This is a genomic window from Ruegeria sp. YTSA105, assembly GCF_059610225.1.
The window spans coordinates 35867-50283 of sequence record NZ_JBXWNE010000010.1 but is presented as its reverse complement, the minus strand read 5'-3'; the positions used below and the strand labels follow the sequence as shown (position 1 = coordinate 50283).

The window sequence follows — 14417 nt, the reverse complement described above, 5'->3', positions numbered from 1 at the left end:
AACCAGTTTTCGGGCGCGACTTCGGGTTGCGCCCCTTGTGATTTGGCCACGGGTCCTGTACCCAGCCCGCAGATACAAAGGAAGAAACCATGTCGCGCCGTTGCGAACTGACCGGAAAAGGCCCGATGACTGGCAACAATGTCAGCCACGCCAAAAACAGAACTCGTCGTCGTTTTCTGCCCAACCTGAACGACGTAACCCTGCAGTCGGAAACCCTGGGTCGTGGCGTCAAGCTGCGTATCTCAGCCGCTGCCCTGCGTTCAGTTGACCACCGTGGTGGTCTGGATGCGTTCCTGGCCAAAGCCAAGGATGACGAGCTGTCCACCAACGCACTGAAAGTGAAAAAAGAAATCGCCAAGGCTCAAGCTGCGGTCTAAACGTTCTTTTTCATCAAAGATTTCGACCCTGTACCCGAACGGTGCAGGGTCTTTTCTTTTGTCTGATTGAGTTTAGACGATTTCGCCGTCAGAGCGTGATCTTGTTCACATACAGTGTTCTGATGTTTGAATATGTTTGTTCATATTCTATTGGCGGAGTTCGATCTCATGTCTTTCAAATCCTTTGATTCCCTCTCCCTGTTGGCGGCCTTTTTTGGCAAGACGTTTGGGACATGTGTGCGGATGCAGCGTCAGGTGAACAGGTTGCATACCAGCCTGACCAAAGGGTCTGTCAAACGTCCTGGATTGGACAACTGACCTCGTACTGACCAAAATGACCCGAGGGCTTCTTGCGCATTCGATTGTGCTTGAAGCCCTTTTTGTCTCGGGCATATACCGAAGGCAGGATGAAACACTTTCGGAACAGATTTCTATCATTTGCCCTGTCGCTGCTGGTCATTCTGACTGGTCAGGGGGTGGCTGCTTCGCGTGGCGTTGATACCGCAGTCGGACAGATGGTGCTGTGTACTGGTGTTGGTCCTGTTGTGATCTATATGGATGCCGAGGGGCAACCGGCGAAGCCCCCGCATTTCTGCCCCGACTATGCGCTGACGTTACTGGGTGCTATTGCCGTCGTTTCACATGTGCTGCCCGATGCACCAAGTTATGCCGGGCCATCTTTAGAGCGCGGCGACAGGAGCCTAATAGCAGCGCCCGTTCCGTTTCAGCCCGCCCGCGCGCCACCTGCAAGAGCCTGATTAAATTTAACTTTTTCAGACACTTGACATAGGAGAGGCGCAATGTCCCTCACTTCCAAACTTTTGGCAACCCTGGCTGCGGCCGCATTTGCCACCACTGCAATGGCGCAGGAAACCATCACACTAGAAGATGCCTATGCGCGCTCCGCTGGCAAAACGGCGAAAGCGGGCGCGGCCTTTATGGTGATTCAGAACACGGGCGAGGCGGATGACCGTCTTGTTCGTGCGGAATCGGAGGCGGCTGCACGGGTTGAGCTGCACACGCATCTGATCGATGCCAACGGCGTGGCGCAGATGACCCATGTCGAAGAGGGGTTCGTCATCCCTGCCGGTGGTGCGCATGCGCTCAAGCGTGGGGGCGATCACGTGATGTTCATGGGATTGGTTGCTCCGTTTGAACATGGTGCAACTGTGCCTGTGACGCTGGTTTTTGAAAAAGCCGGTGAGGTTGAGATCGACGTGCCGGTTGATCTGGAACGAAAAGACATGGGCGCCCACTCGAACTAAGGTCACGTCAACCTTCAAGCCGCTATGCGGCCGTCATCCACGCGTCAGGCCGGGCTTTGCCCGGCCTGTTTGCCTATCGCTTCAACGGTTAACAACCCGCATCGAAACGCGGTCATGCGCCCGTTTGAAGCGCACTGCCAGAAAGAACATCACGGCGGCGAAAGCCAGAGCGGAAAAGGCAATGGCCCACCCCAGTGCGACCATGCCACTGCCGGGCCAGAACAACAGCACCAACCCAATGATCAGCGCAATGATCCCCGAGTTTCGCACCGTCACGGCATCCGGGTTGTTGCTGGGTATCTGCCGCCATGCCAGCAACGAACCGATGCCGACGATCAGCGCCCAAGCACCCAGCAGGAAAAACGTCAGCCGCGCAACACCCTCGGGCCAGATCAACAGGACAAGTCCGATCAACAGTGCCCCGATGCCGACACCGCCGATCAATCCGCGCCGTCCAAAGCCCAGTAGGGTCAGGCCGCCATCTAGAACCAAAAGCAGGCCGACCAGTCGCAACAGCAAAGAGATACTGCCCGTTGGCCAAAACAGCGCGGCGATCCCCAATGCTCCGGCTAGACATCCGCGCAACAGGAAGGTCCACCACAGATTTGCCAGTTGGTCGCCAAATGTATCGCGGCCCTCCATACTGGAATCGTCCAGGATTTCTTCGCGCGTGTGGTGGGGGTCGGTCATGGGAGCCTCTTATTTCGATTGTCGTATCAATAATTTTGGTGCCGGGCTGGCGGGCTAAGATTCGCGCAGCAGCTTTTGAACCCAGCGTGGCACGGTTTCGGATGCAGGGCCAAGTATCACCTGATCGAAACTCGAGGCGCCGGATGACGGATCTAGGTTCAACTCGACGGTTCGTGCGCCTGACATTGTCGCCTCGTGCACAAATGCTGCGGCGGGGTAGACCTGACCCGAGGTGCCGATTGAAGTGAAGATTGTAGCATTGGCCAGGTGATCGTAGATCAGGTCCATAAAATAGGGCATCTCACCGAACCATACAACATCGGGTCGGGCGGTTGGGCCACCGCAGGCGGGGCAGGGTTCACCCACCGACATCTCGGGCGGGGCGACCCAGCGGTGATCGCAGGTGGTGCATAAGGCCCCAGCGAGGGTGCCGTGCATATGGATCACATTCTCGGATCCTGCGGCTTCGTGGAGGCCGTCGACATTCTGGGTCACGATGATAACCTTGCCGGGCCAGTTGCGTTGCAGATGGGTCAGCGCGGTATGGGCCGGATTGGGTTGCGCCTGTGCGGCCTGCACACGGCGCGCGTTGTAGAACTTGTGCACCACCGCCGGATTGCGGGCAAAGCCTTCGGGCGTGGCGACATCCTCGATCCTGTGCTGCGCCCACAGACCTCCTTCGTCGCGGAATGTGCCCAGCCCGCTTTCGGCGGAAATCCCGGCACCGGTCAGAATGACGATCTTTTCCATTTCCGCCTCACGCGTTACACCCGGTTGTATGACACACCGTATCCTTTTCGTCTGTTTGGGCAATATCTGCCGGTCTCCGGCCGCCGAAGGTGCCTTTCGCGCCCGTGCGCCGCATCATGCCACCGACAGCGCCGGAACCTCTGGCTGGCACATCGGAGACCCGCCTTATGGCCCAATGCAGCAGGCTGCTCATGCCCGTAGTATCGACATCAGCGATCTGCGCGCGCGCAAATTCGTGGCCGAAGATTTTGACCGCTTTGACCTGATCATCGGAATGGATGCAGAGAACCTTACCAATATCGAAAACTTGCGTCCCCGTGGCAACAAAACTCCGGTTCGCTTGCTGACTGATTTCGCTACTGAGACAGGCGCGGATCATGTGCCCGATCCGTATTACACCCGTGATTTCGAGGGCACGCTGGATTTGATCGAAAAGGCCGTCGCAGGTCTTGACGCACATCTGAGGGCTTAGTTGTAGATGCTCTGATGTCTTCGACATTCAGGTGTAAAATCAATCGACGCCTGCATCGGGGCCAAGCTCACCTGTTTGGTTCTTTCGCAATCACAGTGGATAAGGTACGTGTCGTCCGGCTTCTGGTGATCGCAATCGCACCCAAAACCAAAGCGCAGGCTACGGCCTGTGGTGTTGTGATTGCTTCGCCAAAGGCAAGAAAGCCCACAGCAAACATTGTCGGCAATTCAATGCTGCCGACGACCGCAGTTTGAGAAGCGCCGATCAACGGCGAGCAGATCGTATAAATGAGCTGTGGCACAAGCGCTGTGACCAGGCCAATTCCGACGATCAAAATCCAGTCGGATTGCCCCTGCGGGAGCAACTTGGCAACATCGGCGTTCAACATCAGCGGCAACAGCCCGAGAACCGATCCCAAGGAAACCGAAGCAATGCGCGCAAGCGGTGCGATGCGGGACAACCTGTGAACCAAGACACATATGCCGAAGCCGAACCCGATTGGCGCTGCTAGCGACATCAGAAGCGTTGGTATGTGCTGTATCGGAACGGATGCGGGCGATCCTGCAATGAGTGCCGCCAACGTAATGAGGCCCGAGGCGAACAATGCGCGCCTTGTGGGTGTATCGGCGAACAAAGCCCAGGCAATGATCAGCGTGAAAACCGGATAGGTCATATAGAGAACGCCCACAGTCGATGCGGGTAATGTCTCGAGCGCCGTCACATATCCAATCCATCCAAGGCCCATTACCGCTCCTGCCGAAAGCCCCCAAGCAATCTCGCGCCAAGCGTTTCGGTGTATAATAAGAACAGGCAGCAGCAGAATTGCCGTAACGATGTAGCGATAGAACGCGACGGCATAAGGCGCGACGCCTTGCTCGGTCAGCCCTCGGCTAAAATAAGGAACCAGCCCGAAACAAATTGAGGCGAAAAGAACGCCGGCAACCGCAATCGGATAGGGAATAGTTGGTCTGGTCTGTGTTGATATCGTTGCCATTCCAATTTGCTATCACAGGTTTGCGACTGCTGTAGCAGAGATTCGTCGAGCGGTTGCTTCGGTTCGCAAAGCTAACCCTAGTTCAGTTCTGTATGGAGATGGTGGCAGAAACACACGGCGCGTTGGTAAATATGCTTCCAATATCTGCGGTACCCTACACTAACTCATCACCTTCAACTGCCCGCCCAGCCACGGCACCTGCGCGACTGCCGGATCAACAATCTGGCTCCGCATCAGCCGTCGGATCATGTCTGCAACCTCTTTGGGTACTTGGTCCGACCAGTCAGAGCGGGTGAACAGCGAAATTGTGCGGGCGAAGTCACCGAACGGGACCGGATGCGCCTCCATCCCGTCATGAAACCGGGTCGCACGCATATATCCCAGTGGTGTTGTGATCGTCCAGCCAAGCCCCTGTGCGACCATTGCCATCAGCGCCTGGTGCGAGCCGATTTCAAACCGTTCCTCGAATTCCATTTGCTGGCGCGCCAAATGCGCCTCGATCTGGCGGCTGATCAGCTGATCTCGGGCGTATCGCAGAAAGGGCAGGTCCTGTATTGAATTCCCCACACCCTTTGGGGTCACCAGAATGAAAGGGTCCTGAACCAGAGGGTATTCAATCACACCCTTCAGGACCTCTCCGGAATGCGCGGATACAGCCATATGCAGCCTCTGCGCCTCTAGCTCGGCGAACAGGTTTAGGCTGGGCAACGTGATCAGTTTGAATTTCGACCGGGTCAGGCTGTCGGCCAGCAAGGTCGCCAGCCGCGGGGTCAGATCGTTGTCGAAATCGTCTATCAAACCGATGGAGAGGGTGGTCAGATGCCCCAGATCCATCACGGTCAGTTCGCTTTGGGCCATTTGCAGTTCGGCCAGCACGACCTCGGCCCGCGCCAGAAAGCTGCGGCCGGCTTGCGTTAAACGCATTGGTCGTCGCCCGTGATCGACCAGATCAGTGCCCAATGCCTTTTCCAGATTGCGCAACTGCTGAGAAACCGAAGGCTGGCTGAGCCCCGTGATCTCGGCGGCCTGTGCCACCGATCCTGTCCGCGCCAAAGCCTCGAACACCTCAAGGCCCCGCAGGGTCAGCCCTTTCATTACCATCTGATACACCTTTCGCTGCGCCATATCTGAGGTGCAGTGCGCATCAGGTCAAGCAGCGTGACCAGCTTAGTTGCAGATTGCCTGCGCCATCTGGCCAAAGTTCTTGTACCGATCCCACAGCGCATCATCGCGCGAAGTCTGCGACATCTTCAACTCCTGCGCCTGATGGGGGTCGGTGAACCACTTGGCGACGGTCTTCTGATCACCACGCGTCAACGCCTGATCCGCGACGCGCTGAATGCAGCTGCACCGCGCCCGCGTCGCCGCCGACCGATCAGACGCCAGACACGCCCGTTTGATCTGCGCAGCCTCGCTGGGTGCCGGAGCCATCGCCGTCAGCGATGCCGCACAAAATGCGATTAGGAGGAACTGTTTCATGCTCTTGCCTCGTTTTTGCCTGCCCGGACGGGTCTGATGCCCCTCTTGGTCTGTGGCGGAGTATGAATCAAAGTGGATTTCGGATCAATCATGTGCTGCGAAAAAGTGATTGCGCACATAATTGATGTCGCGTTTTCTGGCCTGACTTCGCTTAGAACTATATCGTGAGACCAAAATGCTAAAGAAATACGGGCGTACATTCCACTTGCCGCAATCTCCCGGTGCTACAAGCGATGACAAGATCATGTCGAGTGTTGATGAGTTGGCATCAGCGGACGAAGTCGTCTTTACCGAAAAGATGGACGGCGAGAATACGACAATTCACAGCCAAGGCTGCCACCCTCGCAGCATCGACGCAAGATATCACCCGTCGCGAGACTGGGTGAAGGCTTTCGCAGCTGGTATCGCACCGCAACTTACTTAGGATGAGCGCATTGTTGGCGAATATCTATTCGCACGTCATTCCATCGCGTATTTGGAATTGCCGACTTATTTTTTGGGATTCGCGTGGATCAAAGCTGGCGTCGTTCAGCCATGGGATGCGACGCTGTCACGCTTTACAAAACTTGGAATCAGCCCTGTTTCCGAACTGTATCGGGGACGGCTCTCAGCTCAGGTCGTCGCTGATGTAATTGCAGCCCTAGATCTAGACACACAAGAGGGGTTTGTCGTTCGCACAACAGCAGCATTCGAGGAAGAAAACATGCCCACTTATCTCGCGAAGTACGTACGTGAAGGTTATGTGCAAAGTGAGACGCATTGGATGAATGCTGAACTGGTTAGAAATGGGCTGGTCTGATCGGATCGAAGCCTAGCAACTAAAGGGTTTCGTCGGGTCTCGTCCTACCTTGACCGCAGCCCATTTCCGACGCATATCCCCAACCCATGACAGACCTCGCTCACATCCGCAATTTCTCCATCGTCGCGCATATCGACCATGGCAAATCCACCCTTGCTGACCGGCTCATCCAAGAGACCGGGACAGTCAAGGATCGTGACATGAAGGAACAGCTGCTCGACAGCATGGATATCGAGCGCGAGCGCGGCATCACCATCAAGGCCAACACGGTCCGCATCGACTATACCGCCGACAATGGCGAGAAATACGTGCTGAACCTGATCGACACCCCCGGCCACGTGGACTTTGCCTATGAGGTCTCGCGGTCGATGCGTGCGGTCGAAGGCTCTCTGCTGGTTGTGGACTCGACCCAAGGGGTCGAGGCGCAGACGCTGGCCAATGTGTATCAAGCCATCGACGCCGATCATGACATCGTGCCGGTGCTGAACAAGATCGACCTGCCTGCGTCCGATTGTGACCGCGTGGCCGAACAGATCGAGGATGTGATCGGCATCGACGCGTCTGAGGCGATTCAGGTCAGCGCCAAGACCGGGCAGGGCATCCATGAGACGTTGGAGGCCATTGTCACCCATCTGCCGGCCCCCAAGGGTAATCTGGATGCACCGCTCAAGGCGATGCTGGTCGATAGCTGGTACGACGCCTATCTCGGCGTCATCGTTCTGGTCCGCATCATGGACGGCACCCTGAAAAAGGGCATGCGCGTCAAGTTCATGTCGAACAACACCCTGCACCATGTCGACCGCGTTGGCGTTTTTCGGCCTGAGATGGAGATGGTCGACAGCCTCGGCCCCGGTGAGATCGGCTTTCTCACCGCCTCGATCAAACAGGTCCGCGACACCCGCGTCGGTGACACGATCACCAATGACCGCAATGGCGCAGAAATCGCGCTGGACGGCTTTAAACCCGCGCAACCGGTGGTGTTCTGCGGTCTGTTCCCCGTCGACAGTTCCGAATTCGAAGATTTGCGCGATGCGATCGACAAGCTGGCCCTGAACGACGCCAGCTTTAGCTTTGAAATGGAAACCTCGGCCGCACTTGGCTTTGGCTTCCGCTGCGGCTTCCTTGGCCTTTTGCACCTTGAGGTCATCCGCGACCGCATTGAACGCGAATATGATATCGAGCTGATCACCACCGCGCCGTCGGTGATCTATCACGTCTACATGAAAGACGGTGAGATGATCGAGCTGCACAACCCCGCCGACATGCCCGACCCGTCAAAGGTCGACCATATCGAGGAACCACGCATCAAGGCGACCATCCTTGTGCCGGATGAATTCCTGGGCGACGTGCTGAAACTGTGCCAGGACCGCCGTGGCATCCAGATGGACCTGACCTATGCGGGCTCGCGCGCGATGGTCGTCTATGACCTGCCACTGAATGAGGTCGTCTTTGACTTCTACGACCGCCTGAAATCGGTGACCAAGGGCTATGCCTCGTTTGACTATCAGATGACCGGTTATACCGAGGACGCGCTGGTCAAGATGTCGGTGCTGGTGAATGACGAACCGGTCGATGCGCTGTCGACCATGGTTCACCGTGACCGGGCCGAGATGCGGGGCCGGGCGATGTGCGAGAAGCTCAAAGACCTGATCCCGCGCCACATGTTCAAAATCCCGATCCAGGCCGCCATCGGCGGCAAGGTCATCGCGCGCGAGACCCTCTCGGCCCTGCGTAAGGACGTTACTGCCAAGTGTTACGGAGGCGACGCCACGCGGAAACGCAAACTGCTGGACAAGCAGAAGGCGGGTAAGAAGAAGATGCGTCAGTTCGGGAAGGTCGATATTCCGCAGGAGGCGTTTATCTCAGCGTTGAAGATGGATAGTTGAGGCCTGCCTACCTCTTTTGGAATTGCTTGGGCTGCAAGAGGAATATGTCTCTGACGCCCTTTCGCCGAAATTCAACGAAACGATATGTTATTCCGGAAACGAGAAGCAATGCCAAAAAATAAAGCATCAGTATTGGCGTGAATATCCAGTTCTGGCTTCCCCAGATGTGATTGAACACATGAATGATCTGCCAGTGCCAGATATACACGCTAAAGCACATCATGCCCAAAACCTGAAGTCCTCGGATCTCTAAGAAACTCCGCAGAGTTGAGTTGGTTTTTTGGGCGCGAAGGGCTAAAATCAGCAGCGCGATACCCAGAGAGAGAAATAGATTTGCGAATGTCTGGGAAATGGCTGGAAAATCACCTGTGACGCGTCCGACGGAAAGTACAAAGGATAGATATATCATTAACACCCCACTTGGTAGTAAGATGCGTCTTTTCAAGGCGAGTGCATGATTGTCATCGGTAACGTGTATCCAAAAATGTGCTGCGAGCATACCAATACAAAAGTCTGAAAGCCTCCCAGGCAATGTGTCGGAAACACTGTTTAAGTATTTCCCGTTAACCTGAAATTCCACCGATCCATAGACGTTTACCGCAAGCGAAAGAATGATCAAAAGAGCGGACGCATTGGCAATACCCAAGTAACGCATTAGTATCAGGATCGCTGGAAATAAGATGGAAAACCAAATCTCGATACCCAAAGACCACAATGGAGGGTTCATTGGCGGGAAAAATAATTCTGGACTGGGAAAGAGGACAAGTACATAGGCGATTGAATGGATCAAGAACCTTGCGATTGGTTCGCCGACAAATGCGACAAGACACACAAGAACGTTCAGGTAGTAGAGTGGGAGCAGGCGCACGGCCCGCTTTTTTAGAAATCTCACGCTGTCGATTTGTAGATTGGCGGATCGCGCGAACGGAAGGAACAGAACGAACCCGGACAGCACGAAGAATATGTTTACACCCAACCAGCCGGAAAACTGAAATGGTTGGATCGCGAAAAAGTAAAACGACGAAGTTTTTTCTAAGGGTATTGGTGTATAATGAGGCTGAATGAGATGGTGATACAGGACCATCAGAATAGCAATGCCGCGTAACCCGTTAACGTACCCTATTTTGTCCTGATCAGCCATTCTGGTCATGTAATAAACTCAAACTCACAAACACTTACGACCCGCAGCATAGTAGACTGGCGCTAAGTGCACCAGCCCCGCATAGGGACACGCGATTTTGGTTGCGCCGCACGAGATAAAAGTCGCGAAAAGGTTTTTTTGTTTCAACCAAAGCAGTGTTTGGATGATGTCTTGAAAAAATTGTATTAGACAGTTAAAGACTGTGCCAATCAGGAAAATGGCAACTATTCTTTTGACCTGCTCTACAGAATTGTTACCAGATCATATCCTGCGAGTATTCGTTTTGAGGTACTATCTGTGCTGATACCATGTTCCTCTCACTCTGACCCAGATCAAAGACCGCATGCGCTCTCAATCCTAGGATCCGCGGAAGTTGAATCCCTGATATGAGGCCCCCATGCTTCCCCTGATGCTGATCGTACATATCTTCCTTGGCTCCACCTTTGCCGGGTCCGCTGTGATTGCGGTTCTGTCGATGGGGTATACGACGCTATACCCTATCCTGATCGCTGCCGGAGCTGGCTTTATTGCGGCTTTTCCGGTTTCGTATCTGGTGACCCGAAAGATCGCGGGATAAGGCCTGTTCGGCCCATTGTGACCAACCTCACAGCCGCATCCCGGCTGGCCTGCTAGAGTTTAGTTGCGGAACCCTAGCAGGAGGCGCAGATGTCCACATCCATGATCCCCTTCATTGCCCTCGGGTCAGCGGGTCTCTATTCCGTTGCCATGGTCGCGATGAAGTTCTGGTGGAAAATCCCTGGCCTGGGGCTTGGCCTGCTGATCGTCGCGACCCTGCTGGCCGGGGCGACGCTCGAACTCGCCGCGCTGCGCGACGAACGGTTGGGCATAATCTATACTGGAATTCTGGGGGCCGAGGTTGTTCTCATCGCCATCGCCTCATTCTTTCTGTTTGGCGAAAACTTCTCGCATCGCGAAGTGTTTGGCATTTCCCTGGTCGTGATCGGCACCGCGCTGGCCTGGGCCTAAGCGCGACAAACTGGTTAGGCTTTTTTAAAGCCTTCATGAAGCTTCCTTTAGGTAAGTTGCAACCGGCCCTCAGCCACCCAATCTGTGTAAAAGGCCAGCGAAAGGCCCAGCACAGGAGGTGAGCCAGTGACAGCAATTTCAACTATCGAAGCGGTAAATGCCCCTTCATCTAGGTTGGCTGCGTGGGCTGGCGCAAGATCCTTGGGCTGTATGTAATCTTGAATTTGCGTAGCCTGCGCGATCGAACGAGTTCCGGGCTCGTCTCTGGTCTCCAGGTGAACTGAAGCGTCTCTGGTCCGGTTGGAATTTAGGGGGTACTGGCTGCGAATTGCCGCAGCGCTTAGTAGGTAGCCCAACCGGGTCGGAGCGCTTCTCAAATTCAGAACAGGCTTTCAGCGCAAAATGCGGGCAGGTGGCCCTGATTGGTCAGAAAATGCCTCGGTCCTCGGAGGCCGTGGCCAAAGAGCGACCCGTTCACGGCGGGTTTGATTCGAAATATCAGGGATCGGATCGGCGCAATCGCTCACCAAAACCCCCAGAAGGGTCGTGCAGCCCGTTTGCGCCTGCAGAAAGAGTCCAAAATCCCGGGCCAAGCACGCAATTTCACTTGTCCAATCGCAACTCTGCGCAGGAACGTAAAATCTAGAGTTATCCACATTACTCTCCAGCGAGATATCAACAGTTTATCCCCGACTATTTTTTATGCTGCAGTGCTATTTTCTTGCCCGTTTATGACCGCGATGTAACAGTCAGGTTACCGCAGAGGTTCTTAGGATCCTGGGTGGGACGCAAAGGCCAAGGGGGTCGCTGCGGTGAAGGGAAATCTTAGGATTTTGTTCTACTGCAAAGACTTACCGGTGCGTGATCCGCTGATTTGGGCGTCAAGTTTGAAACAGGTGATCAAGCTCTCAGAAGGTTAATGCGTGCTGTGCGGGGCCCTCGGGCTCTGTTCAGCGGCTGTGGCCCCTTAGGGGGACAAAGCAACTGGATCGGGGCGTCCCTCGGGCGTGTCGAACCGGTAAGGCGTCAGGGGTGCCCTATGGGCACATGCAAAGACCGCGTCTGCGCACCTGACGCCTTTTCCTTTTTCCGGGCCCCGGATTCATACAGGCAGCGATTTAATTCCCCCTAAAACGGGAACGGGGTTCTTGCGTTTAAGCAAGAACCCCGTGATCGTGTCAGAAATGCAATGCCGCGTCTATGCACCTGTGTCCGCAAGGATAGCGGGTCCGGGTGCAGAGAGCAACTATATCTTGTATGTCGCCCGATCTTGATCGCTACATTCCGAATGGAATCAGATGTTTTCCTGAACCTCGGTGGCTGCGCCCTGAATTGCGTCACCTGCTTTTTCAATATCTTTACCGGCGCCTTTAGCGGTTTCACATGCGGCGAGTGTGCAAAGGGCCAGTCCAATAAGTGCGGCTCGGATCATAGGTCTCTCCTTTTGTATAAGTCCCGATTTTCGTAGCAGTTTTGCTAATGGTGAACCAGAGTTTTGAACCGGCATTCTATTCTTTACGAAAAAGTGGCCCGATGGCTGCTGTCACCAGAAAGATCACAGCTGCGGCGCAGACGATGCTGGGCCCGGCCGGAGTGTCGGCAAGATACGCACCGCACAGCCCGACAAGGGCGGCAGCTGATCCGATGATTGCGGCCCCGAATGCCATATTTTCAGGTGTTTTCACCAAAGATCGTGCACCGGCTGCCGGGATGACGAGCAGGGCGGCAATCAACAGAACCCCTACCACTTTGATTGCCACGGCAACGGCCAGCGCCATGGTCAGCGTCAACCACACCTCCTCGCGCTTAGGGTCAATGCCGGATGCATAGGCCATGTCCGGGTTCAGCGTGGCGACAAGTAGGGCTGACCAGCGCCAGATCATGACTGCCAGGATCAACGCGCCGCCGCCCCAAATGGTTGCCAAATCGCCTTTGGTGACAGCCAGGATATCACCAAACAGAAAGGCATTTAAATCCAGCCGGACGTCGGACAGCAAGGCGACGGTGACTAGCCCTGCGGCCAGGGCTGTATGCGCTATTACGCCTAGTAATGTATCCATCGCCAACCCCTTGCCACGCAAAAGCGTGACGGTAAGCCCCATGGCAAGCGCTGACGCCACAATCGACGGCAGCATCGGAAGCGAAAATGCCAGAGACAGTGCCACACCCAGAACAGCCGCGTGCGCTGTGGCCTCGCCCAGATAGGCCATCCGGCGCCATACCACAAAGCACCCCAAAGGGGCCGCCGCGAGTGCAACGCCAATACCCGCCAGCGCCGCACGAACCATAAAATCGTCTAACATCAGTTGGTTGTTTCCTGGTCGTGGTGGTGGTCATGGTCGTGCGAATGGCTGTGTTGATGTTGGTAAAGGGCCATCATGCCCTTGGTTCCGCTGCCAAATAAGGCCCGGTATTCAGGTGCGTCCGCGACGGTATGAGGCGACCCCTCGCAGCATATATGTCCGTTCAGACATAGCACACGGTCTGAGGCCGCCATGACAACGTGCAGATCGTGACTGACCATCACGATCGCGCAACCAAGGTCGCGTCTGACCTGCTCAATGCGTTGATAGAAGGCAGCTGCACCCGGTTGATCCAGGCCTTGCGTCGCTTCATCCAAAAGCAAGACCTGAGGATCGTCAAGGAGTGCGCGCGCCAGCAGAACTCGTTGAAATTGACCGCCCGAAAGCTGGGTCATTTGCCGGTTGCGCAGATCCGGGACGCCCGCTCGTTCTAGTGCATCCAGCGCTTTGCGGGCCGAGATCCGTTTGGGTAAGCCCAGGAAACGTTGCACGGTCATCGGAAAAGCGGCGTCCAAAGCCAGTTTTTGCGGGACATAACCGATGCGCAGGCCGGGCGCGCGGCTTACCTGGCCTTCTGATGGGGTAATGGCCCCAATGATCGCCCGTAAAAGAGTCGACTTACCAGATCCGTTGGGCCCCACAATGGTCACGATCTCTGCTTCGGAAACTGCCGCATTCACATGTTCAAGGATCGTGCGGCCGTCGATCCGAATGGACATGTTTTTCAATGAAATAAGAGGGGTATTCATGCCGCCGACCCTACACATTCGGGACATAGGCCCTCGGCCTCGACCACTACTCGTTCGATTTGAAACCCCGAGGTGTTCGCCGCAGCGCCCAATCGACCCTGTGTCAGCTCGGTTTCCGTTTCAGCCACTGCTTTGCAGGACCTGCAGATCAGAAACGCGGGGACATGGTCATGGGTCGGGTGGGCGCAGGCTGTATAGGCATTCAGTTGCTCGATACGATGCACGAACCCGTTTTGCACAAGGAAATCCAGTGCACGATACGCGACCGGAGGTTGCGACCCGAGCCCTTCTGCAGCTAGCACAGCCAGAATGTCATATGCGCCCATTGCCCGGTGCTTTTCCAACAGGATCTCAAGAACACGGCGTCGGACAGTGGTGAATTGCAGGCGCTTTGTTCTGCACTTGTTTTCGGCCTGAGACAGCGCAGTGTGAACGCAGTGGGCGTGATCGTGTTGTCTGAATCCAACAGTGCTCATGGCGGGACTCCAATGATTTTCAACTTGATATGTAATAACGTCCGGATTA

At 55.5% G+C, this 14417-nt stretch carries 17 protein-coding genes and 1 pseudogene; 8 read left to right on the top strand and 10 right to left on the bottom strand.

Annotated features, from left to right (window positions below):
* The first annotated feature begins 89 nt into the window (after nucleotides 1-89).
* The 3 genes from rpmB to AC2FH2_RS13585 all read left to right on the top strand — a co-directional run bounded on the left by rpmB (nucleotide 90) and on the right by AC2FH2_RS13585 (nucleotide 1642).
* The gene (gene rpmB / locus AC2FH2_RS13595; RefSeq protein ID WP_142638086.1) at nucleotides 90-377 is read left to right on the top strand and encodes a 50S ribosomal protein L28; all 288 of its coding nucleotides are present in this window, start codon (nucleotides 90-92) and stop codon (nucleotides 375-377) included.
* 407 nt (nucleotides 378-784) lie between these two features.
* Complete coding sequence (locus AC2FH2_RS13590) at nucleotides 785-1135, top strand: hypothetical protein (RefSeq protein ID WP_496823948.1); 351 nt, start codon at nucleotides 785-787, stop codon at nucleotides 1133-1135.
* A 42-nt stretch (nucleotides 1136-1177) separates the two neighbouring features.
* Nucleotides 1178-1642, top strand: a complete 465-nt coding sequence (locus AC2FH2_RS13585; RefSeq protein WP_142638090.1) for a copper chaperone PCu(A)C — start codon at nucleotides 1178-1180, stop codon at nucleotides 1640-1642.
* Nucleotides 1643-1723: 81 nt separating this feature from the next.
* Here AC2FH2_RS13585 and AC2FH2_RS13580 read toward each other — a convergent pair whose 3' ends face one another.
* Both AC2FH2_RS13580 and AC2FH2_RS13575 read right to left on the bottom strand, forming a co-directional pair.
* Nucleotides 1724-2332, bottom strand: a complete 609-nt coding sequence (locus AC2FH2_RS13580) for an HdeD family acid-resistance protein (protein WP_142638092.1) — start codon at nucleotides 2330-2332, stop codon at nucleotides 1724-1726.
* 54 nt (nucleotides 2333-2386) lie between these two features.
* Nucleotides 2387-3082, bottom strand: coding sequence for an NAD-dependent deacylase (locus tag AC2FH2_RS13575; protein ID WP_496823946.1), 696 nt, complete (start codon nucleotides 3080-3082; stop codon nucleotides 2387-2389).
* A 28-nt stretch (nucleotides 3083-3110) separates the two neighbouring features.
* Here AC2FH2_RS13575 and AC2FH2_RS13570 point away from each other — a divergent pair, with 28 nt between their 5' ends.
* Nucleotides 3111-3554 carry a low molecular weight protein-tyrosine-phosphatase gene (locus AC2FH2_RS13570; RefSeq protein WP_142638096.1) on the top strand — a complete coding sequence of 148 codons (444 nt, stop codon included), beginning with the start codon at nucleotides 3111-3113 and terminating at the stop codon, nucleotides 3552-3554.
* Between the two features lie 67 nt (nucleotides 3555-3621).
* On the opposite strand, the gene AC2FH2_RS13565 is transcribed toward AC2FH2_RS13570, so the two are convergent.
* The 3 genes from AC2FH2_RS13565 to AC2FH2_RS13555 all read right to left on the bottom strand — a co-directional run bounded on the left by AC2FH2_RS13565 (nucleotide 3622) and on the right by AC2FH2_RS13555 (nucleotide 6027).
* Nucleotides 3622-4548, bottom strand: a complete 927-nt coding sequence (locus tag AC2FH2_RS13565; RefSeq protein ID WP_281973238.1) for a DMT family transporter — start codon at nucleotides 4546-4548, stop codon at nucleotides 3622-3624.
* Nucleotides 4549-4707: 159 nt separating this feature from the next.
* A complete protein-coding gene (locus AC2FH2_RS13560) occupies nucleotides 4708-5649 on the bottom strand; it encodes a LysR family transcriptional regulator (RefSeq protein WP_281973237.1) in 942 nt (313 codons plus the stop codon).
* A 66-nt stretch (nucleotides 5650-5715) separates the two neighbouring features.
* Nucleotides 5716-6027: a hypothetical protein gene (locus AC2FH2_RS13555; RefSeq protein ID WP_142638101.1), complete on the bottom strand. Its 312-nt coding sequence runs from the start codon at nucleotides 6025-6027 to the stop codon at nucleotides 5716-5718.
* A gap of 175 nt (nucleotides 6028-6202) precedes the next feature.
* Here AC2FH2_RS13555 and AC2FH2_RS13550 point away from each other — a divergent pair.
* Both AC2FH2_RS13550 and lepA read left to right on the top strand, forming a co-directional pair.
* A pseudogene (locus AC2FH2_RS13550) lies at nucleotides 6203-6826 on the top strand (RNA ligase family protein).
* Between the two features lie 86 nt (nucleotides 6827-6912).
* Nucleotides 6913-8712: a translation elongation factor 4 gene (gene lepA, locus AC2FH2_RS13545; protein ID WP_496823944.1), complete on the top strand. Its 1800-nt coding sequence runs from the start codon at nucleotides 6913-6915 to the stop codon at nucleotides 8710-8712.
* A gap of 7 nt (nucleotides 8713-8719) precedes the next feature.
* On the opposite strand, the gene AC2FH2_RS13540 is transcribed toward lepA, so the two are convergent.
* On the bottom strand, nucleotides 8720-9853 hold the full coding sequence (locus tag AC2FH2_RS13540; RefSeq protein WP_281973235.1) for an acyltransferase family protein: 1134 nt from the start codon (nucleotides 9851-9853) through the stop codon (nucleotides 8720-8722).
* A 397-nt stretch (nucleotides 9854-10250) separates the two neighbouring features.
* Here AC2FH2_RS13540 and AC2FH2_RS13535 point away from each other — a divergent pair, with 397 nt between their 5' ends.
* A complete protein-coding gene (locus AC2FH2_RS13535; protein ID WP_142638109.1) occupies nucleotides 10251-10430 on the top strand; it encodes a CTP synthetase in 180 nt (59 codons plus the stop codon).
* An 89-nt stretch (nucleotides 10431-10519) separates the two neighbouring features.
* Nucleotides 10520-10840 (top strand): hypothetical protein, encoded by a 321-nt coding sequence (locus AC2FH2_RS13530; RefSeq protein ID WP_142638110.1) that lies wholly within the window; start codon nucleotides 10520-10522, stop codon nucleotides 10838-10840.
* Nucleotides 10841-12134: 1294 nt separating this feature from the next.
* Here AC2FH2_RS13530 and AC2FH2_RS13525 read toward each other — a convergent pair.
* The 4 genes from AC2FH2_RS13525 to AC2FH2_RS13510 form a co-directional block, all read right to left on the bottom strand.
* Nucleotides 12135-12272: an entericidin A/B family lipoprotein gene (locus AC2FH2_RS13525; protein ID WP_142638111.1), complete on the bottom strand. Its 138-nt coding sequence runs from the start codon at nucleotides 12270-12272 to the stop codon at nucleotides 12135-12137.
* Between the two features lie 76 nt (nucleotides 12273-12348).
* Nucleotides 12349-13143: a metal ABC transporter permease gene (locus AC2FH2_RS13520; protein ID WP_142638112.1), complete on the bottom strand. Its 795-nt coding sequence runs from the start codon at nucleotides 13141-13143 to the stop codon at nucleotides 12349-12351.
* Nucleotides 13143-13892 (bottom strand): metal ABC transporter ATP-binding protein, encoded by a 750-nt coding sequence (locus tag AC2FH2_RS13515; protein ID WP_142638113.1) that lies wholly within the window; start codon nucleotides 13890-13892, stop codon nucleotides 13143-13145. Before AC2FH2_RS13515 ends, AC2FH2_RS13520 begins: the two co-directional genes overlap by 1 nt.
* Complete coding sequence (locus tag AC2FH2_RS13510; protein ID WP_142638114.1) at nucleotides 13889-14368, bottom strand: Fur family transcriptional regulator; 480 nt, start codon at nucleotides 14366-14368, stop codon at nucleotides 13889-13891. Before AC2FH2_RS13510 ends, AC2FH2_RS13515 begins: the two co-directional genes overlap by 4 nt.
* Between the last annotated feature and the right edge of the window lie 49 nt (nucleotides 14369-14417).